Origin of the sequence: Pseudomonas sp. NPDC096925 (genome assembly GCF_044762545.1) — a bacterium.
In the GTDB taxonomy this organism is placed as follows: Bacteria; Pseudomonadota; Gammaproteobacteria; order Pseudomonadales; family Pseudomonadaceae; genus Aquipseudomonas.
In genome coordinates this window covers 14,792-36,438 of record NZ_JBIWEM010000004.1, presented here as the reverse complement: position 1 = coordinate 36,438, position 21,647 = coordinate 14,792, and the positions used below count along the sequence as shown (strand labels likewise).

At 63.0% G+C, this 21,647-nt stretch carries 21 protein-coding genes and 1 pseudogene; 14 read left to right on the top strand and 8 right to left on the bottom strand.

What is annotated here, in order from left to right; genetic code table 11:
• Positions 1-113: 113 nt before the first annotated feature.
• Together pcaG and pcaH are read right to left on the bottom strand one after the other, a co-directional pair.
• A complete protein-coding gene (pcaG, locus tag ACIQYU_RS13925) occupies positions 114-719 on the bottom strand; it encodes a protocatechuate 3,4-dioxygenase subunit alpha (protein WP_046616363.1) in 606 nt (201 codons plus the stop codon).
• 10 nt (positions 720-729) lie between these two features.
• Positions 730-1,449 carry a protocatechuate 3,4-dioxygenase subunit beta gene (gene pcaH, locus ACIQYU_RS13920; protein WP_003251597.1) on the bottom strand — a complete coding sequence of 240 codons (720 nt, stop codon included), beginning with the start codon at positions 1,447-1,449 and terminating at the stop codon, positions 730-732.
• 227 nt (positions 1,450-1,676) lie between these two features.
• On the opposite strand from pcaH, the gene ACIQYU_RS13915 reads away from it, so the two are divergent.
• Complete coding sequence (locus tag ACIQYU_RS13915) at positions 1,677-2,564, top strand: neutral zinc metallopeptidase (protein ID WP_207837835.1); 888 nt, start codon at positions 1,677-1,679, stop codon at positions 2,562-2,564.
• A 6-nt stretch (positions 2,565-2,570) separates the two neighbouring features.
• Positions 2,571-4,658: a methyl-accepting chemotaxis protein gene (locus tag ACIQYU_RS13910; RefSeq protein ID WP_402800435.1), complete on the top strand. Its 2,088-nt coding sequence runs from the start codon at positions 2,571-2,573 to the stop codon at positions 4,656-4,658.
• A 136-nt stretch (positions 4,659-4,794) separates the two neighbouring features.
• Here ACIQYU_RS13910 and ggt read toward each other — a convergent pair whose 3' ends face one another.
• The 3 genes from ggt to ACIQYU_RS13895 all read right to left on the bottom strand — a co-directional run bounded on the left by ggt (position 4,795) and on the right by ACIQYU_RS13895 (position 8,250).
• Positions 4,795-6,462 carry a gamma-glutamyltransferase gene (ggt, locus tag ACIQYU_RS13905; RefSeq protein ID WP_207837841.1) on the bottom strand — a complete coding sequence of 556 codons (1,668 nt, stop codon included), beginning with the start codon at positions 6,460-6,462 and terminating at the stop codon, positions 4,795-4,797.
• Between the two features lie 117 nt (positions 6,463-6,579).
• Positions 6,580-7,476 (bottom strand): LysR family transcriptional regulator, encoded by an 897-nt coding sequence (locus ACIQYU_RS13900; RefSeq protein ID WP_233687085.1) that lies wholly within the window; start codon positions 7,474-7,476, stop codon positions 6,580-6,582.
• A 183-nt stretch (positions 7,477-7,659) separates the two neighbouring features.
• Complete coding sequence (locus ACIQYU_RS13895) at positions 7,660-8,250, bottom strand: NAD(P)H-dependent oxidoreductase (RefSeq protein ID WP_402800430.1); 591 nt, start codon at positions 8,248-8,250, stop codon at positions 7,660-7,662.
• A 154-nt stretch (positions 8,251-8,404) separates the two neighbouring features.
• Between ACIQYU_RS13895 and ACIQYU_RS13890 the strand changes: the two genes are divergently transcribed.
• The gene (locus ACIQYU_RS13890) at positions 8,405-8,719 is read left to right on the top strand and encodes a putative quinol monooxygenase (RefSeq protein WP_063913418.1); all 315 of its coding nucleotides are present in this window, start codon (positions 8,405-8,407) and stop codon (positions 8,717-8,719) included.
• On the opposite strand, the gene ACIQYU_RS13885 is transcribed toward ACIQYU_RS13890, so the two are convergent.
• A complete protein-coding gene (locus tag ACIQYU_RS13885; protein ID WP_207837847.1) occupies positions 8,709-9,473 on the bottom strand; it encodes a sulfite exporter TauE/SafE family protein in 765 nt (254 codons plus the stop codon). The genes ACIQYU_RS13890 and ACIQYU_RS13885 overlap by 11 nt on opposite strands.
• Positions 9,474-9,550: 77 nt before the next feature.
• On the opposite strand from ACIQYU_RS13885, the gene ACIQYU_RS13880 reads away from it, so the two are divergent.
• From ACIQYU_RS13880 to ACIQYU_RS13850, 7 genes are all read left to right on the top strand, one after another.
• Positions 9,551-10,432 carry a LysR family transcriptional regulator gene (locus tag ACIQYU_RS13880; RefSeq protein ID WP_402800425.1) on the top strand — a complete coding sequence of 294 codons (882 nt, stop codon included), beginning with the start codon at positions 9,551-9,553 and terminating at the stop codon, positions 10,430-10,432.
• Between the two features lie 161 nt (positions 10,433-10,593).
• Positions 10,594-11,199, top strand: coding sequence for a CDP-alcohol phosphatidyltransferase family protein (locus ACIQYU_RS13875; RefSeq protein WP_207837854.1), 606 nt, complete (start codon positions 10,594-10,596; stop codon positions 11,197-11,199).
• Positions 11,200-11,229: 30 nt separating this feature from the next.
• Positions 11,230-12,984: a bifunctional alpha/beta hydrolase/class I SAM-dependent methyltransferase gene (locus ACIQYU_RS13870; RefSeq protein ID WP_233687088.1), complete on the top strand. Its 1,755-nt coding sequence runs from the start codon at positions 11,230-11,232 to the stop codon at positions 12,982-12,984.
• A complete protein-coding gene (locus ACIQYU_RS13865; protein ID WP_233687089.1) occupies positions 12,985-14,370 on the top strand; it encodes a phosphatase PAP2/dual specificity phosphatase family protein in 1,386 nt (461 codons plus the stop codon).
• Positions 14,367-14,798 carry a hypothetical protein gene (locus tag ACIQYU_RS13860; protein ID WP_207837859.1) on the top strand — a complete coding sequence of 144 codons (432 nt, stop codon included), beginning with the start codon at positions 14,367-14,369 and terminating at the stop codon, positions 14,796-14,798. The genes ACIQYU_RS13865 and ACIQYU_RS13860 overlap by 4 nt, the downstream gene beginning before the upstream one ends.
• Before the next feature lie 10 nt (positions 14,799-14,808).
• Positions 14,809-15,432, top strand: coding sequence for a lysophospholipid acyltransferase family protein (locus ACIQYU_RS13855; protein ID WP_087503209.1), 624 nt, complete (start codon positions 14,809-14,811; stop codon positions 15,430-15,432).
• Between the two features lies 1 nt (position 15,433).
• Positions 15,434-16,366 (top strand): phosphatidate cytidylyltransferase, encoded by a 933-nt coding sequence (locus ACIQYU_RS13850; RefSeq protein ID WP_402800418.1) that lies wholly within the window; start codon positions 15,434-15,436, stop codon positions 16,364-16,366.
• Positions 16,367-16,760: 394 nt separating this feature from the next.
• Here the strand turns inward: ACIQYU_RS13850 and ACIQYU_RS13845 are convergent, their stop codons facing one another.
• Positions 16,761-17,036 carry a metal/formaldehyde-sensitive transcriptional repressor gene (locus tag ACIQYU_RS13845; protein WP_063913427.1) on the bottom strand — a complete coding sequence of 92 codons (276 nt, stop codon included), beginning with the start codon at positions 17,034-17,036 and terminating at the stop codon, positions 16,761-16,763.
• A gap of 70 nt (positions 17,037-17,106) precedes the next feature.
• Here ACIQYU_RS13845 and dmeF point away from each other — a divergent pair, with 70 nt between their 5' ends.
• The 4 genes and pseudogenes from dmeF (at position 17,107) to ACIQYU_RS13825 (ending at position 20,272) form a co-directional block, all read left to right on the top strand.
• Complete coding sequence (gene dmeF / locus ACIQYU_RS13840; RefSeq protein WP_402800414.1) at positions 17,107-18,048, top strand: CDF family Co(II)/Ni(II) efflux transporter DmeF; 942 nt, start codon at positions 17,107-17,109, stop codon at positions 18,046-18,048.
• Positions 18,049-18,144: 96 nt separating this feature from the next.
• Positions 18,145-18,489: a cupin domain-containing protein gene (locus ACIQYU_RS13835; RefSeq protein ID WP_003258412.1), complete on the top strand. Its 345-nt coding sequence runs from the start codon at positions 18,145-18,147 to the stop codon at positions 18,487-18,489.
• Positions 18,490-18,796: 307 nt separating this feature from the next.
• Positions 18,797-19,285, top strand: coding sequence for a type VI secretion system tube protein Hcp (locus ACIQYU_RS13830; protein WP_207837871.1), 489 nt, complete (start codon positions 18,797-18,799; stop codon positions 19,283-19,285).
• A 10-nt stretch (positions 19,286-19,295) separates the two neighbouring features.
• Positions 19,296-20,272 (top strand): annotated as a pseudogene (locus tag ACIQYU_RS13825) (hypothetical protein).
• Between the two features lie 480 nt (positions 20,273-20,752).
• On the opposite strand, the gene mmsB reads toward ACIQYU_RS13825, so the two are convergent.
• Complete coding sequence (mmsB, locus tag ACIQYU_RS13820; protein WP_402800410.1) at positions 20,753-21,640, bottom strand: 3-hydroxyisobutyrate dehydrogenase; 888 nt, start codon at positions 21,638-21,640, stop codon at positions 20,753-20,755.
• Between the last annotated feature and the right edge of the window lie 7 nt (positions 21,641-21,647).

Here is a 21,647-nt window from a genome sequence, read left to right as displayed (position 1 = left end):
CTTGGCGGCCCTTTCGCGACACAAGGCCGCTCCCACAAAGGCCTGCGTACGCCGATCAATGTGGGAGCGGCCTTGTGTCGCGATGGGCTGCAGAGCAGCCCCAGTGGCTTGAATCAGAAGTCGAAGAAGACTGTCTCCCCTTCCCCCTGAATACGGATATCGAAGCGATACGCCGTCTTCCCGTCCACCTCACAACGCTTGGCCACCAGGGTCTCGCGCCGCTGCGGCTGCTCGATCAGGTTGAGCACCGGGCACTTGGCATTGGCCTCGGCCTCATCATCGAAATACAGGCGCGTGTGCAGGTGGATGTTGATCCCCCGGGCAAACAGGCTGATGTTGATGTGCGGTGCCATTGGCACACCGGCGGCGTTTTTCACCACGCCTGGCTTCACCGTATGCGCCGTCCACTCACCCGCGTCAAAGGTGGTAGCCGTGCGGCCAAAGCTGTTGAAGGCGTTTTCCAGGTTGTAGGCATCCTGGTACTCACCGTTGGCGTCGGCTTGCCAGAGCTCCAGGAACGAGTCCCGCACCAGGTGGCCATTGCCGTCATACACATGGCCGATCAGCAGAATATGCTCGCCGGGCGCATCCGGCTTGGCCAGGCGGTTCCAGATTTCCTGGTCGCGGGTCGGGTTGCCGGCCGCTTCCAGGGCCAGGCCGATGTGCACGTAGGGGCCGGCGGTCTGCGAAGGGGTTTCCGGCAGCAGTTCGATTGGCATGGCGGGGTCCTCAGCAGTTTTCGAAGTGGGTCTTGCGCTGGCCACGCAGCACGATGTCGAAGCGGTAGGCCAGGCAGTCCATCGGGTTGGCGTTGCTCATGTCGAGCTTGGCGATCAACTGCTGCACGGCTTGCGGGTTGGCGATCGACTTGACGATCGGGCACATCGGGATCAGCGGGTCACCCTCGAAGTACAGCTGGGTGATCAGCTTGGTGGCGATCGACGGGCCACTGATGGCGAAGTGGATGTGCGCCGGGCGCCAGTCGTTCGGGCCGTTGCGCCATGGGTACGGGCCCGGCTTGATGGTGCGGAAGCTGTAGTAGCCGTCACGGTCGGTCAGGCAGCGGCCGACGCCACCGAAGTTCGGGTCCAGCGGTGCCAGGTAGCGGTCGTTCTTGTGACGGTAGCGGCCGCCGGCGTTGGCCTGCCACATTTCCACCAGGGTGTTCGGTACTGGCTTGCCGTACTGATCGACTACACGGCCGGCGACGATGATGCGCTCGCCGATCGGCAAGCCGCCGTTATTGAAGTTCAGCAGCAGGTCATGGTCATGGGCGCCGAAGCCCAGGTGGGAAAAGTCCGGACCGGTGGTTTCGCTGATCGACTGCGGGATGCTGACCAGCGCCTGGCGCGGCGAGCGGGCAATGGACGTCTTGTAGTCAGGCGTAAGGGCTTTCGGGTGCCAGTTGCGATCACGGATCACAAAGCGGCTGTTGTCCTGGGCGGGCATGCCGGTTTCCTCTCTTGGAATTATGGAAATGCGAGGGGGGCTTCTACGAAACCCTGTCGCGGGCAAGCCCGCTCCCACATGCAGTTTCAGGCAGGTAGCGCGCAATGAATATTGAAATCAGGCATTTCAAACATAACCATTTGGTTATGGATAAACACCTTGGCCTGACACTCGCCGCTGTCGTGGACTAATCTTTGCCTTCTTGTTTCAAGCTCCGGAGAACATTCATGGAATGGCGAAAAGGCCGACGCAGCGACAATGTGGTCGATGCCCGAGGTGAAGGTGGTGGCGGCGGCATGCGTTTCGGCGGCGGCAAGGGGCTGGGGCTTGGCGCAGTGCTGCTGATTGTCGGCATCGGTTGGCTCACCGGCCAGGACCCGTTGCAGATTCTCGGCCAGCTCGCCGGCCAGATGGAGCAGCAGCAACAGCAGGTGCCCAGCGGTGCGGGTGGCAAGGCCCCGCCGGCCAACGACCAGCAGGCCGAGTTCGTCGCCTCGATCCTGGGCGATACCGAAGACACCTGGAAAGCCCTGTTCGCCGAGGGCGGCAAGCAGTACCGCGACCCCAAGCTGGTGCTGTTCAGCGGCCAGGTCAATTCGGCCTGTGGCTTTGCCTCGGCGGCGGTGGGGCCGTTCTACTGCCCGGCGGACCAGCGGGTTTACCTGGACATGTCGTTCTTCCGCGAAATGGAAACCCGCTTCGCCGCCGCCGGCGACTTTGCCCAGGCCTACGTGATCGCCCACGAAATCGGCCATCATGTGCAAACCCTGCTGGGCGTGTCGGCCAAGGTCGATGCCGCGCGCCGCAGTGGCCAGCGCATGGAAGGCGACAACGGCCTGCTGGTGCGCCAGGAGCTGCAGGCCGACTGCCTGGCCGGCGTATGGGCCTACCAGGCGCAGAAGCGCCTGAACTGGCTGGAGCCGGGTGACGTCGAAGAGGCGCTGAACGCGGCCAATGCCATTGGCGATGACCGCCTGCAGCAGCAGGGCCGCGGCCGCGTGGTGCCGGACTCCTTCACCCATGGCACCTCGGCGCAGCGGGTGCGCTGGTTCAAGGCCGGGTTTGCCGAGGGTGAGGTGAACCGCTGCGATACCTTCAGTGCGCGCAACCTCTAAGGCTTCATGGGGCTGCCATGCAGCCCCAATCAAGTCAGTTACAAATCTGCTGAAAAAGCGTTTCAGCTTCCCCCATCACTGCCGATAACCCCTGCACGAGTCAGCAGGCATCCAGAACAACAACGCCTGGCGATCGACGATCAAGCGAGCGAAAAAAATTTCTGGAGAGCGTGCATGAACAACTGGTTCGCCAACATCAGCGTCAACCTCAAACTCGGCCTGGGCTTCGGCCTGGTACTGATTCTCACCGGCCTGCTGGCCCTGACCGGCTGGACCAGCCTGGGCAGCCTGATCGACCGCAGCAACTGGATGGGCGATATCGGCCAGCTCAACAAGGACCTGACCGACCTGCGTATTGCGCGCCTGCAGTACATGATCGCCAACGGCGACGATGCCGCCGCCGCCAACACCCAGGCCAAGCTGGACGCCTTCAGCAAGCAGCAGGCCTACCTGGCCAGCACCTTCAAGAGCCCGGAAAACATCAAGCTGCTGGGTGAGCTGGGCGAAACCATCAGCGCCTACAAGGTGTCGCTGAACAAAATGCGCCAGGGCTACGACGCCACCCGCACCGCGCGCACGGCCATGGACGGCTCGGCCAGCCGCGCCGACCAGGCCATGGACATCCTCAGCCAGGAAGTCATGGCACGCCCCGAAGCCGACAGCGTGCGCCTGGCCCAGTACCAGCTGATCAGCAAGGCTCGCCAGCAACTGCTGCAGGTACGCATCGACGTCCGCGGCTACATCGCCGACAACAGCGCCACCAACGAGCAGGCCGCCCTGCGCCAGCTGGACGCGGCCCTGGCCGAAATCGACAACCTCAAGCGCCAGCTGCCCGCCGAAGACACGCGCGTGCAACAGTTCGAAGGCTCGGTGCTGGCCTACCGTGACGCCGTGCGCCAGTTCCGCGATGCAGTCGCCAACATCACCACTGCGCGCGCCGAAATGACCGTACAGGGTGCCGACATCGTCAAGCGCAGCGACGCGCTGTACCAGATCCAGCTGCAGCGCCGCGACATCGAGAGCACTCAGGCGCGCAGCCTGCAGACCATCGCCACGCTGCTGGCGCTGCTGGTCGGCGTACTGGCGGCAGTGCTGATCACCCGGCAGATCACCCGCCCGCTGCGCGACACCCTGGTGGCGGTGGAAAAGATCGCCAGCGGCGACCTCACCCAGCAGTTGCGGGTTACCCGCCGCGACGAACTGGGCGTGCTGCAGCAGGGCATCGCGCGCATGGGCAGCACCCTGCGCGAGCTGATCAGCGGCATCCGCGACGGCGTCACCCAGATCGCCAGCGCCGCCGAGGAACTGTCGGCGGTGACCGAGCAGACCAGCGCCGGCGCCAACAGCCAGAAGGTCGAGACCGACCAGGTGGCCACCGCCATGCACGAAATGGCGGCCACCGTTCAGGAGGTGGCGCGCAATGCCGAGCAGGCATCGCATGCTGCCACCGGTGCCGATGACGAAGCCCGTGCCGGCGACCGCGTGGTGGGTGAGGCGATTGGCCAGATCGAGCGCCTGGCCGAAGACATGCACCGCTCCACCGAGGCCATGAACCTGCTGCAGCAGGAAAGCCAGAAGATCGGCAGCGTGATGGACGTGATCAAGTCGGTGGCCGAACAGACCAACCTGCTGGCGCTGAACGCGGCGATCGAAGCGGCGCGTGCCGGCGAGGCCGGGCGTGGCTTTGCCGTGGTCGCCGATGAAGTGCGCGGCCTGGCCCAGCGCACGCAAAAATCCACCGAAGAGATCGAAGAGCTGATCGCCAGCCTGCAGCACGGCACCCAGCAAGTGGCTACGGCCATGCACGGCAGCCGCACCCTGACCGACAGCAGCGTCGAGCTGGCGCGCAAGGCCGGGGCTTCGCTGGAGAGCATCACCAGCACGGTATCGAGCATCCAGTCGATGAACCAGCAGATTGCCGCAGCGGCGGAGCAGCAGAGTGCGGTGGCGGAGGAGATCAGCCGCAGCATCCTGAATGTGCGCGACGTGTCGGAGCAGACGGCGGCGGCCAGTGACGAGACGGCGGCATCCAGCGTGGAGCTGGCGCGGTTGGGTGGGCAGTTGCAGACGCTGGTCAGCCAGTTCCGCGTCTGATCCTGGAATTCGGGGCCGCTTTGCGGCCCATCGCGACACAAGGCCGCTCCCACATTGATCGGCGTACGCAGGTCTTTGTGGGGGCGGGCTTGTGTCGCGAAAGGAGGGCACAGCCCTCCCAGCGATGGAACAGGTATTACTTGACGATCATCCCTACCCCACGCCCACGCGGATCGGAAGCGGTCTCCAGTTTCGTCCCATCCACCCGGATCGCCTGGATATCCCCCATCTCCCAGCCCTGGTCCTCCAGCACATAGCCCATCTTCTTCAGTTCATCAGCCACAGGCCCGGTCAGGGGTGCGTAGCTGTCGAAATAGATGGTGTCCTTGGGCAGCAACTGATGGTGCACACGTTGTGCCGCCACTGCCTTGTCCAGCGGCATGCCGTAGTCGTACAGGTTGTTCATCACCTGGAAGATCGAAGTGAAGATCCGCGAGCCACCCGGGGTACCGATGACCAGTTCGACCTTGCCATCGCGGGTCATCAGGCTGGGGCTCATGGACGACAGCATGCGCTTGCCCGGCGCAATGGCATTGGCATCGCCGCCCACCACGCCAAAGGCATTCGCCGCCCCCGGCTTGGCGCTGAAATCGTCCATCTCGTCGTTGAGCAGGAAGCCGGCGCCTTTCACCACCACACCACTGCCGTAGTCGAGGTTGAGGGTGTAGGTGTTGCTGACCGCATTGCCCTGTTTGTCGACGATCGAGAAGTGCGTGGTCTGGTGCGGCTCCAGGCCCGGTTTGACCTGGTCAGTGTCGGAAATCGCTTTCGGGTTGACCTGCGCGGCGCGCTTGGCCAGGTAGTCCTTGGCCACCAGCTGGTCCACAGGCACTTTGGTGAAGGCCGGGTCGCCGAGGTAGTCGGCGCGGTCGGCGAATACGCGCTTCTCGATCTCGGCCAACAGGTGGATGTACTGCGCCGAGTTGTGCGCCACCCCCTTGAAGTCCGCCGCGCGGTTTTCCTTGATGCCCAGCAGCTGGGCCAGGGCGACGCCACCGGAGCTAGGTGGTGGCGCGGTATAGACCACGTTGCCACGCCAGCTCACGGCCATCGGCTCACGCCATACGGCCTTGTAGTCCTGGAGGTCTTGCTTGGTGATCAGGCCCTTGTCGGCCTGCATCTGCGCCACCAGCAGGTCGGCGGTCTTGCCCTGGTAGAACTCGCTCACACCCTTGTCGGCAATGCGCTCCAGGGTCTGGGCCATTTCCGGTTGCTTGAACAGCTCGCCAACCTTCATGTTGCCGAAGTAGTCGTTGAAATTGGTCGCGGTCTTGAACATGCCTTGGGCATCGTTGCGGTACTGGTACTGCTTTGCCGCCACCTTGAAGCCGTTTTTCGCATAACCGATGGCCGGGGTCAGCAGTTCGCTCCAGGGCAGCTTGCCGAACTTCTGGTGCGCCTCCCACAACCCCATCACCGTGCCAGGTACGCCAGCAGCGCGTGCCCCGACCAGGCTGAGGTTCTCGATGACCTCACCCTTGTCGTCCAGGTACATGTTGCGCGTGGCGGCCTTGGGCGCGACTTCGCGGTAGTCGAGGAAGTAGGGTTTGCCGTCGACGAACAGGGTCATGAACCCGCCACCGCCGATGTTGCCGGCCTCCGGATAAGTCACCGCCAGGGTGAACGCCGTGGCCACTGCCGCATCCACCGCGTTGCCGCCTTTCTTGAGGATGTCGGCGGCCACCTGTGCACCATATTGATCAGGCGCAGCCACCGCGCCGCCCTCCAGGGAGGCGGCATAAACCGAGGAACCGCTCAGGATCGCGGCTGCGAGGGCAAGGTACTGGAACGGAACAATACGCATGACACTTCCTTGGTGTTGTTTTTGTTGAGCGTTCAGTAAGGCCGAAGCGCTTCGACTGTGCAATCAACCGCAGGAAGTTTCGCCGCCTGTGGACAGGATCTGTCGCGTTCAGGCAACTCAGCTGGCGTACATCGCCAACTTGCGCTGGATGAAATCGAGGAAACACTGGATACGCAGCGCCAGCTGGGTGTTGCGGTAATACACCGCATGAATCGGCTGGCGGTAGCCGTTGTTGGCTTCGCTCAGCAACACCTGCAGGCGCCCGGTGCGGATGTCCTCGTGGGTCATGAAGTGCGACAGGCTGACAATGCCCTCGCCGGCCAGCGCCAGTTGGCGCAAGGTTTCGCCGCTGGAGGCGATCAGCGACGGGCGGATGCTCCAGCGGTCACCCTGGGCATGGCGCAGAGGCCAGTGGTTGAGCGATTCGGGCTGGCTGAAGCCGAGCAGGCAGTGGTTGGCCAGCTCCTCGACCCGCTGCGGTGTGCCGTGCTGTTCGAGGTAGGCCGGGCTGGCCAGCACCTGTACCGGGCTGCACCCCAGGCTGCGCGCGTGCAGGCTGGAGTCGGCCAGTTCGCCGATGCGAATCGCCACATCGGTGCTCTGCTCCAGCAGGTCGATGATCAGGTCGTCGGTATTGAGCTCCAGTTCGATGCCAGGGTATTGGCGGCGGAACTCGCCGATCCACGGCAGGATGGCATGCAGCATGAACGGCGCGGCAGCGTTGATGCGCAGGCGCCCGGTGGGGGTCTGGCGGTTCATCGACAGGCGCTCTTCCATCTCGTCCATCTGCTCCAGGATCAGCCGCGCGCGGTCGAGGAAGAAACGGCCCTCCTCGGTCAGGTCCATGCGCCGGGTAGTACGGTTGACCAGCGTGGTGCCCAGCTTGCCCTCCAGGCGCGACAGGGTGCGGCTGACGGCAGACGGGGTCTGGCCTATCTGCTCGGCAGCGGCGGAAATCGAGCCGCTGTCGATGACGGCGACGAATACCTGGAGTTCTTCGGATCGGGTTTTCACATCTGCGCCTGTGGTTGGTCTCTGCAGGGATTAGATAGCCGCTTGTCGAGGCCAAGTCCAGCGGTGCCTGTACGGGCCTCTTCGCGGGTGAACCCGCTCCCACAAGTGCTGCACGGTTCTCAAAGACTGTGGAGTACCTGTGGGAGCGGGTTTACCCGCGAAGAGGCCGGCACAGGTAGAACCTTACCGTGCCTTGCCGAATACCTTGTCCAGGTGCGCCTCATAGGCCGCCAAGGCAGCCGGCACATCCGGCCGCTTCATCACATCCACCGCCAGGAAAGTCGGCAGCCCGGTCATGCCGAGGAACTGGTTGGCCTTGTGGAACGGGAAATACACCGCATCCACACCCTTGCCCTCGAAGAAATCGCTCGGGTCGTCGAATGCCTGCTGCGGCGCATTCCAGGTCAGCGAAAGCATGTACTGCTTGCCATGCACCAGGCCACCGCTGCCGTACTTCTGCGAGTGGTCCGCACGGGTACGGCCATCGTTGGCATACAGGCTGCCGTGGCCTGCAGTGAACACGTCATCGACGTATTTCTTTACGGTCCATGGCGCGCCCATCCACCAGCCTGGCATCTGGTAGATCACCACATCGGCCCAGAGGAACTTCTCCACTTCTTCCCGGGCGTCATAGCCACCGTCGATGAAGGTCTGGCGCACATAGAACCCGGCCCGGTCCAGATGAGCGATGGCCGCTTCATGCAAGGTCGCGTTGAGGCGACCATCGGAATGAGCGAACTGTTTACCACCGTTGAGCAAAAGGATCTTTTTCATGCGCGCCTCGCGGAAAATTCAGGCCGGCAGGTTAGGGGCTCGCGGGCACGGGATACAGGCATGCAGGGGCAAAATACAATTGACTTCAAGTCACGAATAAACAACACATTATTGCATTAGAATCGCATCACCTCCCATCACCGAGTAGCGACCCATGAGTGAGCAGTACGCCTTCATCCTCAAAGCCAAGACCCGCCCGGAAATGGCTGAAGCGTTCGAAACCCTGTTCCGCGCCTACGTCGAGCCAAGCCGCCAGGAGCCGGGCTGCATCGAGTACCACATGCTGCGCGACAAGCAGGACCCGAGCCTGTTCGTATTCTTCGAGGTGTGGGCCGACAAGGCCGCGCTGGATGTGCATTCGGCACTGCCGCACATGACCGCGTTCTTCGAAAAGCGCATGGACTACCTGGAGCGCGATTTCGACATCCAGATGATCGACATGCTCAGCGCCTCAAGCGCTAGCCGCTGATCAGCAGATGGCCGCCGAGTGCGGCCAGGCCGATGAAGAAGCACCGTTTGAACAGCAACGCACTGATGCGCTGACGCAGCCACTGGCCGGCCAGCATGCCGAGCAAGGCCGGCGCCAGCATCAGCAGCGAAGCACCCAGTGCCTGGCCACCCAGGGCATCCTGCCCGGCCAGGCCAATGGCCAAGGCCAGCGTCGAAACCGTGAACGACAGGCCCAGGGCCTGGATCATCTGCTCCCGGCTCAAGCCCAGGCTCTGCAGGTAGGGCACCGCCGGCATCACGAATACCCCGGTCGCTGCCGTGACCACGCCCGTAACCAGCCCGCAAAGCGGCCCCAGCCAACGCTCCCGCCCCGGCGCCAGGTGCAAGCCCGGGCCGACCAGCCCGTACAGCGCATACACCAGCAAGGCCGCGCCCAGTGCATGCACGGCCCACGGGCCGCTGTTGATCCCCAGCCAGGCGCTGCCGAGCACGGTACCGACGAAGATCATCGCCAGCATTGGCCCCAGGCGCACCAGCAACTCCCGCAGGTGCCCGCCGCTGGCCAGCTGCCACAGATTGGTGAGGGTCGAGGGCACGATCAGCAACGCCGCAGCCTGCGCCGGTTGCATAGCCAGGCCCAGCAGGCCCATGGCGATGGTCGGCAGGCCGAGGCCGATCACCCCTTTCACCGCGCCGGCCAGCAGGAAGGTCATTACCACCAGCAGCGACAGCGCTGGGCCAATGTTCTGGTAGAAAGCTAGCAAGGTATTCATGGGCCGATGATGGCGTGCGCCGGCCAGGCTGAAAATCTGCCATATACTCAGCCAGACTCTTGCCAGGACAGAGCCACATGCATTTCGACCTGACCGACCTCAGGCTGTTCCAGCACACCCTGGAGTGCGGCAACATCACCGCCGGCGCCAGCCGCAGCCATCTGTCACTGGCGGCAGCCAGTGCGCGCATCCGTGCCATGGAGGCATCGCTGGGCATCCCTTTGCTGGACCGCAATCGCCGTGGCGTGCAACCAACTCCGGCCGGGCAGGCGCTGCTGCAGCATGCCCGGTTGATAACGCAGCAGGTCGAACGCCTGCAGTTCGACCTGGGCCAGTACGCGCAAGGGCAGCAGGGCCAGGTACGCCTGCTGTGCAACACGGCGGCGCTCACGGAGTACCTGCCGGAACTGCTGGCCGGCTACCTGGCTGAAAACCCCGGGGTCAGCGTGGATGTGCAGGAGTTGCCGAGCTTGCGCATCGTGCAGTCGATTACCCAGGGCATGGCAGACCTGGGCATCGTGTCCACCGCTGCCCCCAGCGAGCACCTGCAGACCCGGCCGTTTCGCGACGACCCGCTGGTGCTGGTAACGCCGCTGCGCCACCCGTTGGCCAGCGAGGTCGCACCCAGCTTCATCGATAGCCTGGCCCATGGCTATGTCGGCCTGGGGGCCAGTAGTGCATTGGCGTTGTACCTGGAAGAGCAGGCGCTGCGCGAAGGGCGGCGCATGCGGGTTCGGGTGCGGGCCGAGGGGTTCGATGGGGTGATCCGCATGGTCGCGGGCGGGGCCGGGGTGGGGGTGGTGCCGCTGGCCGCGGTGAAGCGTTGGCAGGGGGTGCTGCCGTTGCACTGGGTGGCGCTGACGGAACCATGGGCCAACCGTCGGTTGCTGGTATGTGCACGGGATTTTGCGGCATTGCCGGGGTATGCCGCAGGGTTGGTAACCACCCTCACCCGCTGACGGACTGGATGGCACGGGCTTCGCCCGTGTTCGCGGGTGAACCCGCTCCCACAGGTATGCGCTGTCTCTCAGATTGACACAGTACCTGTGGGAGCGGGTTTACCCGCGAAGAATGCTCACACACAATGGTGCCCTAACGACCCACCGAAAAGGACTTTCCAGTGGCATCGATCTACCAGCTCAAACCGCGCTTCCAGGCCCTGCTCCGCCCAGCAGTCCAGCGCCTTTACGACCGCGGTGTCAGCGCCAACCAGGTCACCGTCGCCGCGGCCCTGCTGTCAATCCTGCTGGGCCTGCTGCTGGCCGCCCTGCCCCATCTCACCTGGCTGTTCATCCTGGTACCGGTCTGGATGCTGCTGCGCATGGCGCTGAACGCCGTCGACGGCATGCTCGCCCGGGAATTCGGCCAGCAATCCACCCTCGGCGCCTACCTCAACGAACTCTGCGACGTGATCGCCGACGCCGCGCTGTACCTGCCCTTCGCCCTGCTGGTCGGTGTCTCGCCAACCTTGGTGGTACTCGTAGTGCTCAGCGCCACCTTCAGCGAATACGCCGGTGTCATGGGCCCGCTGGCCGGCGCTTCAAGGCGCTACGACGGGCCCATGGGCAAGAGCGACCGGGCCTTTGCCTTCGGTGTGCTGGGCACCGGTGTCGCCTTCGGCCTGCTGAACGGCACCTGGGTCAACGGCTTGTTGCTGGTCATCCTCGCACTCTCGCTCTATACCCTCTACAACCGGGTTCGCCAAGGGCTGGCCGAAACCCGCTGAGCCCACTGCCGTCGCAAAAGGATGTCGACCATGCGCCAAGCGCAAGCGCTGCACTTCTCCACCCATGACGGCGTCGAGCTGCACTACCGTCACTGGCCTGCCACCCGCAACCAACACCAGCCACGCCGGGCCGTGGTGATGTTCCACCGCGGTCACGAACACGGCGGGCGCATGGCCCACCTGGCCGATGAACTGGACATGCCAGGCTACGATTTCTTCGCCTGGGATGCCCGTGGCCACGGCCAGTCGCCGGGCGCGCGCGGCGACAGCCCGGGGTTCGCCACCAGCGTGCGCGATGTGCAGACCTTCATCGAGCATATCCAGGCCCGCCACGGTATCGCCGAACAGGACCTGGTGGTGCTGGCGCAGAGCGTCGGGGCCGTGCTGGTCGCCACCTGGGCCCACGACTACGCGCCCAAGGTGCGCTGCCTGGTGCTGGCCTCGCCAGCGTTCAAGGTCAAACTGTACGTGCCGTTCGCCCGCACCGGCCTGAAGCTGCTGAAGGCCCTGCGCGGCAACTTCTTCGTCAACAGCTACGTCAAGCCTCGCCTGCTTACCCACGACCCTGAGCGGGTCATGTCGTACGTGGCCGACCCGCTGATCAGCCGGCCGATTTCGGTGACCATGCTGCTGGGCCTGTACGAAGCCGCCGACCGGGTGGTGGCGGACGCCCAGGCCATTCAGCTGCCGACCCAGCTGCTGGTATCCGGTGCCGACTTCGTGGTCGAACGCCAGCCGCAGGAACGCTTCTTCGAACGCCTGGGCAGTGCGCGCAAGGAAATGCACATCCTGCCAGGCTTCTTCCATGACACCCTTGGCGAGCGTGATCGGGCCCATGCCCTGCGGCGCATCGAGCGGTTTGTCGAACATTGCTTCGCCAGCCCCGCCGCCCTGCCATCGTTGCTCGATGCCGACAAGACCGGCACCAGCTGCGCCGAGGCCGAAAGCCTGGCCGCACCGCTACCGCGCAACTCGCCCCGCGACCTTTACTGGCGTGCTACCCGCGCCGGGCTACGCCTGGGCAAAGGGCTGTCCGAAGGGGTGAAGCTGGGTTTCGACACCGGTTTCGATTCGGGCAGTACCCTCGACTACGTGTACCGCAACCAGCCGACCGGCAAAGGCAAGCTCGGCCGCCTGGTCGACCAGAACTACCTCAACGCCATCGGCTGGCGCGGCATCCGCCAGCGCAAGCTGCACGTAGAGGAACTGCTGCGCCTGGCCATCGCCCACCTGCGCGAACAGCAACGGCCGGTGCACATTGTCGATATCGCCGCCGGTCATGGCCGCTACATCCTCGAGGCCCTGCAGGAACTCGAACAGCTGCCGGACTCGGTCCTGCTGCGCGACTACAGCGAACTGAACGTGCAGCAAGGCAGCGCACTGATCGCCGAAAAGGGCCTGGCCGACATCGCCCGCTTCGTCCACGGCGATGCCTTCGACCGCCAGAGCCTGGCCACCCTGGAACAACCTCCGACCCTGGCCGTGGTCTCCGGCTTGTACGAGCTGTTCGCCAGCAACCAGTTGGTGGGCAACTCGCTGGCGGGCCTGGCGGACGCGCTGGAGGATGGCGGCTACCTGGTCTACACCGGCCAGCCGTGGCACCCGCAACTGGAAATGATCGCCCGCGCCCTCACCAGCCACCGCGGCGGCGAAGCCTGGGTGATGCGCCGCCGCAGCCAGGCCGAAATGGACCAGCTGGTAGAGGCGGCGGGCTTCCGCAAGCTGGCCCAGCGCATCGATGAATGGGGCATTTTCAGCGTCAGCCTGGCACAACGGGTGCGCTGAATGAGCCCATCACGCGAGCCAGGGCTGATCCGCCGAGGCGTGTTCTGGCTTCTGCTGCTGGGGCCGCTGTTTTTCCTCAGCTACGGGTTGGCGAACAATCACACGGCCGGGCGCAGTGATGTCGGCAGCCTGGTGTTTGGCTGGGAACGCAACATGCCGCTGTGGCCGTGGACGATCATCCCGTACTGGTCGATCGACCTGCTCTACGGCTTGTCCTTCCTGCTGCCGCGCACGCGCCAGGAAATGGACCGGCACGCGCTGGCGCTGCTCACCGCGCAACTGATCAGCGTCAGCTGCTTCCTGCTCTGGCCGCTGCGCTTCACCTTCGAGCGGCCGGAACTGGGCGGGGTATTCGGCTGGATGTTCGATGTGCTGATGGGCTTCGACCAGCCGTTCAACCAGGCGCCTTCGCTGCATATTGCCCTGCTGGTGATCATCTGGACGATGTTTGCCCGGCACGTGCAGCGCCAGCCCTGGCGTTGGCTGATGCACGGCTGGATGGCACTGATCGGGGTATCGGTGCTGACCACCTGGCAGCACCATTTCGTCGATGTTCCCACAGGGGCATTGGCCGGGTTTGTCTGCGTCTGGTTGTGGCCATATCGGGGGCCGCTGCCGTGGCAGCAGGTAAGCCTTGCGCGGGATGCCAAGCGTTGGCGGTTGGCGTTGTTCTATACAGTGGGTGGGCTGCTGTGCGCAGTGCCTGCCGTTACGTTCGGCGGTACCTGGCTGTGGTTGAGCTGGCCGGCCGTGTCGCTGGTTTTGGTGGCGCTGAACTATGCCGTGCTCGGCGCAGGCGGGTTCCAGAAAGGCGCCGATGGGCGCTTGTCGAATGCAGCCAGCTGGCTGCTGGCGCCGTACCTGGTGGGGGCGTGGGTCAATTCGCGGCTATGGACCTGGCGGCATCCGCAGGCGGATGAAGTGTGTGAAGGCGTCTACCTGGGGCGGATTCCAGGGCATGGCGCGCAGTTCGCTGCGGTGGTCGATTTGTGTGCAGAGCTACCGTGCATTGTTGGCCGCCCTGTCGCAGACACTTGTGGGAGCGGCCTTGTGTCGCGAAAGGGCGCTCCCACAGGGTCCGCGTCAGCCGGTCAGGCAGCGCATGGCTACGCATGTTTTCCTACCCTGGACCTGATCGCCCCGGAAAGCCCACTGCTGCACCAGGCCGCCATCGCCATCGAACGCCTGCGCTCCCAAGGCCCGGTACTGGTCTGCTGCGCCCTGGGCTATTCGCGCAGCGCCAGCGCCGTGGCCGCCTGGCTGGTACTCACAGGCCGCTGCAGTGATGCTCGCCAGGCCGAAGCGCTGATCCGCAAGGCCCGCCCCGGCGTGGTCCTGCACAGCGCACATCGCCAAGCCTTGCAACAGCTAGGGACACAACCATGACGCTGTATGTGGTGGCCAGCCTGCTGGGCCGTGGCAAACAACTGGAACGCCTGTCGGACGGCCTCACCTTGCTGGCCCTGGCCTACGGCCTGGCGCCCTTGCTGGTTGCCCAGTTGCAACCGCTGGCCAGCCTGCTGTGCATTGCGCTGCTGGTACTCGGCGTACTGCACAAGTACTGGGCCATCCGCGTCGCCGTGGATGCCGAACTGTTCGCCTACCTGGCCGCTAGCCGCGACCTGGCGGCAGACACCCAGGCCCTGGACCGCGCCTTGTTCGAGCTGAAACTCAAACCGCAGGCCGCCGACGCCCGCGCCTGGCCTGCCCGCAGCCAGGCCGCGCTGGCCCTGTTACGCCGCCAGGCAGTGTGCCTGGGCCTGCAGCTGTCGCTGGCGCTGGCTACCCTGCTGACACTGCCTTTGAAGGGATGACTACCGATCCATGCTCGCCAACCTGACCGCCTACCTCATCACTTCCGCCGCCCGTCTGATCACCGGCGCCCGTGCCCTGTGGCTGGGTTGTACGCCGCTGCCAGTGCAGCGCCTGTACTTCGCCAACCACAGCAGCCATGGCGACTTCGTACTGCTGTGGGCCTCGCTGCCACAGCCGCTGCGCAAGCGTACCCGTCCGGTAGCCGGTGCCGATTACTGGGCCAGGCCGGGCATTCGCGATTTTCTTATCCGCAAGGTCTTCAATGGTGTGCTGATCAACCGACAGCACAGCGCCGGCCAGGGCAGCCCGTTGCAGCCGATCCTCGAAGCCGTGGCCCAGGGCGACTCGCTGATCTTCTTCCCGGAGGGTACCCGCAATCTCGGCGACGAGCCGCTGATGCCGTTCAGGAGTGGGCTGTACCACCTGGCAGCAGCCAACCCCGACGTCGAGCTGGTGCCGGTGTGGATCGCCAACCTGAACCGGGTGATGCCCAAGGGCCGCGCCCTGCCATTGCCGTTGCTGTGCACATTGAGCTTTGGCGAACCGCTGCACCTGCAGCCGGATGAAAGCAAGCCAGCCTTCCTCGAGCGGGCCAGCCAGGCCCTGCTGAACCTGGCCCCCAAGGATGCCTGAGATGGACGACAACACCCTTTCCCTGTTCGCCGGCATCGGCGCCCTGCTGCTGCTCGCCAGCGTGATCGGCCGCCTGCTCAAATGGCGCGCCGGCCCGGCCCCGCACGCGGTGATCGACAACCTCAACGCCCGCATCAACGCCTGGTGGGTGATGGTGCTGGTGATTGGCATCGCCTTTGTGTTCGGCAAGTACGGCGTGATCGTGCTGTTCTACGGCGTATCGTTCTACGCCCTGCGCGAGTTCATGACCCTCACCCCGACCCGGCGCAGTGACTACCCGGCACTGGTGGCGGCGTTCTATGTGGCACTGCCGGTGCAGTACGTGCTGATCGCCATGGACTGGTACGGCCTGTTCAGCATCTTCATCCCGGTGTACCTGTTCCTGTTGCTGCCGATCCTGGCCAGCTTCGGCGGCGACACCACGCGCTTTCTCGAGCGCGCCTCGAAGGTGCAGTGGGGGCTGATGATCGCGGTGTACTGCGTGTCATCGGTGCCGGCATTGATGACCCTGGACATCCCGGGTTACGAGGGCCGCAACCTGCTACTGATCGCCTGGCTGATCCTGGTGGTGCAGATCAGCGACGTGCTGCAGTACGTGTGCGGCAAGCTGTTCGGCAAGCACAAGGTGGCGCCCAACCTGTCGCCGTCCAAGACCGTCGAAGGCCTGGCCGGTGGCGTGGCCCTGGCCACCCTGATCGGCGCGCTGCTGTGCTGGATCACCCCGTTCACCTTCTGGCAGGCCGCGCTGATGGCGCTGGCGGTAAACGCCATGGGCTTCTTCGGCGGGCTGGTGATGTCGGCGATCAAGCGCGACCGCGGGGTGAAGGACTGGGGGTACATGATCGAAGGCCACGGCGGCATGCTCGACCGTATGGATTCGGTGTGCTTTGCCGCGCCGGTGTTCTTCCACTTTGTGCGGTATTGGTGGGCTTAGTATGTGTTCACCTTTGGTTTTCTAGTGCCTGCAAGATCGAGCGCCGCCCGCGCGGCGCATCGCGAGCTGCGCTCGCTCCTACGTTTGTTTCGGGCCAATTATTCCTGGGGGATTTGCGCGCGAACGCTTTGGCGCATGGCTTGATATCGCGTCGTACAAACAAGGCGGTCGCGCGCGCCTGTCATAGGCGTTACTGGCCCGAAACAAACGTAGGAGCGAGCGCAGCTCGCGATGCGCCGCGCGGGCGGCGCTCGATTTACGCATCACCTCAAAACTCAAGACTGACATCTGGTAGCCTTGAGCCTATCTTCCGACGAGCACATCGCCGGTTGCTAATTCCCACCACTCCGTGAAGAACGTTTACCCCCTGGGTATCCCCGATCGTTTCAACCGGCTACTTGAGGTACGACCGCAGCAACGTCGCCACCTTGTCCGCCTCGTCCTGCCGTTGCTCGGCACTTAGCCCGTCCGCCACCAGGTGTTCGCGGATATGCCCTTCCATCACTTCGGCCATCAGCCCGTTCACCGCGCCGCGCACGGCGGCGATCTGCTGCAGGATCGCCAGGCAGTCCTTGTCCTGCTCCAGCGCTGTCTCCAGGGCAGCGGCCTGGCCTTTGATCTTGCGCACCCGGGTCAGCAGTTGCTTCTTGCTCTTCAGGGTATGTGCCATTGGGTTCCACACCATGCTAGGTATACTGGGGTATAGTATATTTCTCGATGTTCCGGGAGCATGATAAACCATGGCGACACAAACCTCAGACCGCTGGCAGCACAGCCACCAGTTCCATACCAGCAACCTGGGCGCCGAGCGCAAGACGCGCCTGGCGGTGTGGCTGACCACGGTGATGATGGTGGCGGAAATTACCGGGGGCTGGTTCTTCAATTCCATGGCGTTGCTGGCCGACGGCTGGCACATGAGTTCCCATGCCCTGGCCTTGGGCCTGTCGCTGCTGGCCTACGCCGCCGCTCGGCGCTATGCCGGCGACCGGCGCTTTGCCTTCGGCACCTGGAAGATCGAGATTCTCGGCGGCTACTCCAGCGCCCTGCTGTTACTGGGCGTGGCCGGGCTGATGGCGTTCCAGTCGGTGGAGCGCCTGCTGACACCGGGGCCGATCCACTATGACGAGGCGATCTTCATCGCCGCCGTGGGCCTGGCCGTCAACCTGATCTGTGCCTGGCTGCTGCGTGACGACCATCACCATCACGATCATCACCACCATGGCCATGATCATCACCACGACCACGGCCACCATCACCACGACCTGAACCTGCGCTCGGCCTACCTGCATGTGATGGCCGACGCCGCTACCTCGGTGCTGGCGATCATCGCCCTGCTGGCCGGCAAGTTCTGGGGCGCCGGCTGGCTCGACCCGGTCATGGGCCTGGTCGGTGCGCTGCTGGTGGCGCTATGGGCCCGTGGCCTGCTGCGCGATACCGGGCGGGTGCTGCTGGATGCGGAGATGGATGCGCCGGTGGTGGAAGAAATCCGTGAAGTGGTGGCGCAGCTGCCAGTGCCGGCCAGTATCACCGACCTGCATGTGTGGCGGGTGGGCAAGGACCAGTACGCCTGCATTCTCGGCCTGGCCGCCCGGGCCGAGCTCAGCGCCGACAGCGTGCGCATGGCCCTGGGCGTACACGAAGAACTGGCGCACATCACCGTCGAGGTCAACCGCCTGGCATAGCGCGACCAGACAGCTGGACGTCGAGCCCAGGCAACTGCGGCTCGGCCGATGGCCCTATGGTGACGAGTCATTCAGCCAGTCACCAGGAGTTGTGCCATGTCCGATTTCATCACCGTCCTGCGCGAAACCTGCCCGACACCGGTCGTGGACGCCACCAAGTGGAAGCGCATCGGCGGCGATCCGCACACCGTCAACCTCAACGCCTACCTGTCGGCCGACGGCAGCAAGATCATGGGCACCTGGATCTGCACCCCGGGCAAGTTCGAGGTCAACTACGAGAAGTGGGAGTTCTGCCACTTCCTCGATGGCTACTGCATCATCACCCCGGAAGGCGAAGAGCCGAAGCACCTGAAAGCGGGTGATGTGTTCGTGATCGAACCGGGGATGAAAGGCACCTGGGAAGTGGTCGAGACCGTGCGCAAGTACTTCGTCTTTGCCTGATTCATAAGCGGACCTTGGTTTGGGTCATGTGGGATGAGCGAAAATTCCCACATGACTCTGCTCGCAATTAAACATGATGACCAAAGGAACCAAGAGCTGAATAACAACCATCCTATTGCAAGGATAACAGTTACATTTTTTGACATATGAATTCAGCTTTCCCCCTTCATTTGTAGTCCATTTCTGAACTGCACCTCTTCATCCCCTGAAGCATTGCCCCCGATTCATCGCAGGCCTAGGCTCTGAAAATCAGCCGGGTCGCCGGGCAGCAATACCCAATTGATTCAATTGTCAGGGAGAAGAAAACATGGCTTTCGACGCCTACATTCAAATCGACAACATTCCAGGTGAAGCACTGGACGCGCAATACAGTAAATGGATCGAAGTGCTTGGCTACGACTTCGGGGTCAGCCAAAGCACATCCGCCACTGCAAGCTCCGCTGGCGGCGCTACTTCCGGACGGACCTCTGTCACCAACTTCACTTTCACCAAATACCTCGACAGTGCCAGTTGCAAACTGATGGAAGCCAGTTGCACCGGGCAACATCTCAAGGAAGTGAAACTGGCACTCTGCCGCGCGGGTGGTGACAAACTCAAGTACTACGAAATCATCCTTGAGGAAGTGATCATCGCCGAGTATTCGCAAAGCGTGGACACCGGCGTACCGCTGGAAGTGGTGCAGCTCAACTACGGCCGGATCAAGACCACCTATACCCAGCAACGCCGCATTGATGGCGCCGGTGGCGGCAATATCGCCGGCGGCTGGGACCGGATCGGCAACAAGAAATACGCGTGAGGACAAGGCTATGTCTGAAGCCCGGGCGTTTCTCAATCTCAAGCTGCAAAACTATCATAGGCTGAAATCCGACCTGGCGCTGACCGGTCATTCCCTGGAAAAGTTTGACGTGCTGAATTCGCACATCGCCAATACTGTGGTCCGTAGCGGTGAACTTATCATCATCGGCGATCCCACCACGGCTTCCTGCACCAGCCAAGAAGCCTGGATGATGAGACAGGCGACGATTGCGCATGGGGGCTGATGCGCAACGGCCAAGGTGTGGATAACTTTTTCCTGGACAATTTCGAGACCTTGAAGAGCCTCATCGCGCATGCATCTGTGGGCGCTGGTGTAGTCAGTGAAGGGTGGAGCAAGCACCTGAAAGCCATCGAGGCCACCTTGATGGATATCGAGAAGCTGCATCAACAGCATCTCGGGTCAGGGGCCATGGCGGCTCGCGATCAGTTCTATGCAAAGCGTGCCGTCTTGTTCATGAAGTTGGATGAGCAGCTGAACAAGCTGGCTGCTTACGGTTCCGGGATAAGGAACAAAGGCTCGATCAAAAGGACGCTGGGGATATCCACAAAGAGTTATTTGCATACCGGCGAGATTGCAGGATATGCCAACAAAGTCTCAGGCGTGGCGACGGCTGCTAATTTGATCAAGAAAGGAACGTATGTAGGGATTGCATTAGACGTCGCTGCCACGGGACTGGAGATACATAAAGCCTGTACGCTCGGACGCGAGGAGGAATGCAAAAAGGCGCATTATGTCGAGGTTAGTTCATTAACCTTGGGCTTGTTGGGTACTACTGCTGGGGCAGCCAGTGGCAAGCTTCTTCTTGGTGCTGCTTGCAGCGTGGTGTTTGGCGTAGCGACAGGTGGAACCGGAGCACTCGCTTGTGGGATATTCGGCGGTACAGTGGGGGGAATGGCAGGCGGAAAATTTGGGAATGAAGCAGGCGCCTGGGCTGGGGAACTTCTATACGAGGCAGTAGCAACATGACAATCATGCACTGGATTTTTTTAGTCTACAGCATGACAGTCACAACTTTACTTTTCTTGAACCTGGCATTAACAATATATATCGCTCACCGCAAAATTGATTACATTGAAGGATTTTTATTAAATTGCAATGCAATAACCGGCGAAAAGAAACTCTGGCTACATGCTGGCTTGATGGGAAAATTCTTTCGACTAACGAATATATCATTCATACTGCTCATTCCTAAAATCTATGCACGAAAAAACCTCATTGACATCAAGGAAATAAATAATCTACCTTCAAAAATCAAGACCCTCCTAATCTTCATGGGCTCCTCGCTTTTGATATTGACTATCGCATTTTTTGGTTTGGGAGTTTTCATGTATTACTTACCCCCCTTGCCTAAATAATGCTCAAAAAACATCGCAGTACGGGCCCCCTCCCCTCTGGTGCGCAGTTACAGAGGGAAGGCCGCCCGGCCCGCGATAAAGTCCTCGCTCGTCAATCCTTCTTGCGGTAACCCTCGACGATCGCCGAGAAGTCCTTGCCACCCTCGCCGCGCAGGCTCATGGCCTGGTACAGCTGCTGGGCCACGGCCCCCAGGATCACCGGTTGATGTGCCTGGCGTGCTGCCTCGGTGGCCAGCCCCAGGTCCTTGAGCATCAGCTCGGCGCCAAAGCCACCGGTATAGCCACGCGAGGCCGGCGCGGTTTCGATGATGCCCGGCCACGGGTTGTAGGTGTCCGAGCTCCAGCAACGCCCGGTCGAACTGTTGATGATGCCGGCCAGCACCTTGGTGTCGATGCCCAGCGCGTTGCCCAGGGCCATGGCCTCGGACACGCCGATCATCGAGATGCCCAGCAGCAGGTTGTTGCAGATCTTGGCGATCTGCCCGGTGCCGACTTCACCGCAGTGCACGATGTTGCGGCCCATCTGCTCCAGTACCGGCTTGAGGGTGGCGAACAACTCGGCGCTGGCACCCACCATGAAGGTCAGGGTGCCTGCCGCCGCGCCGCCAGTGCCACCGGACACCGGCGCATCACCCATGTCCACGCCCTTGGCCGCTGCGGCCTTGGACACATTACGCGCAGTCTGCGGGTCGATGGTGCTGCAATCCACGGTCGGCGTGCCCGGGCGAATGCCTGCCAGCACACCGTCTTCGTTCAGGTACACGCTGCGCACATGCGCAGCAGCCGGCAGCATGGTGATCACCAGCTCGCTGTTGGCCGCCGCGTCCTTGGGCGAGGGGCTGACCTGCCCGCCCAGTTCTGCCAGCTCGGCCAGCACGACCTTGTTCAGGTCGAACAGGTTCAGTTGGTGCCCGGCCTTGATCAGGTTGCGGGCCATGGGTGCGCCCATGTTGCCGAGGCCGATGAATGCGATACGCATGACTGTC